This is a genomic window from Virgibacillus sp. GM2-2 (assembly GCF_055329585.1).
The window spans coordinates 1-278 of sequence record NZ_JBUZWC010000052.1; the positions used below are offsets into that span (position 1 = coordinate 1).

Below are 278 nucleotides of genomic sequence, written 5' to 3' on the forward strand. Positions count from 1 at the left end.
CGTGGTGGGGCCGCACACCTTCTACGCGCTGCCCGGCCGCATGCTGATCACGGGGCTCTCGAACGCGAAGGACCTCGGCGGGCGCACCGGCTTCGCCGAGTTCGCGAACGACGGCGGCTTCGTGCGCACGGTCTGGATGCCGGAGGACGCCGCGTACGGCTACGACGCGCGCGTGAACCCGCACCTGAACCGCATGCTCAGCTCGTCGTTCACCGGGCACAAGAACTACATGCGCAAGCTCTCCGAGCTGCTGGCGGACGCCGAGGCGATGAAGCACT

At 68.7% G+C, this 278-nt stretch carries 1 protein-coding gene; it reads left to right on the forward strand.

What is annotated here, in order from left to right:
* Positions 1–278: hypothetical protein (locus ACY9Z2_RS18940; RefSeq protein ID WP_463611234.1), on the forward strand; the 278-nt coding region annotated here is incomplete at both ends.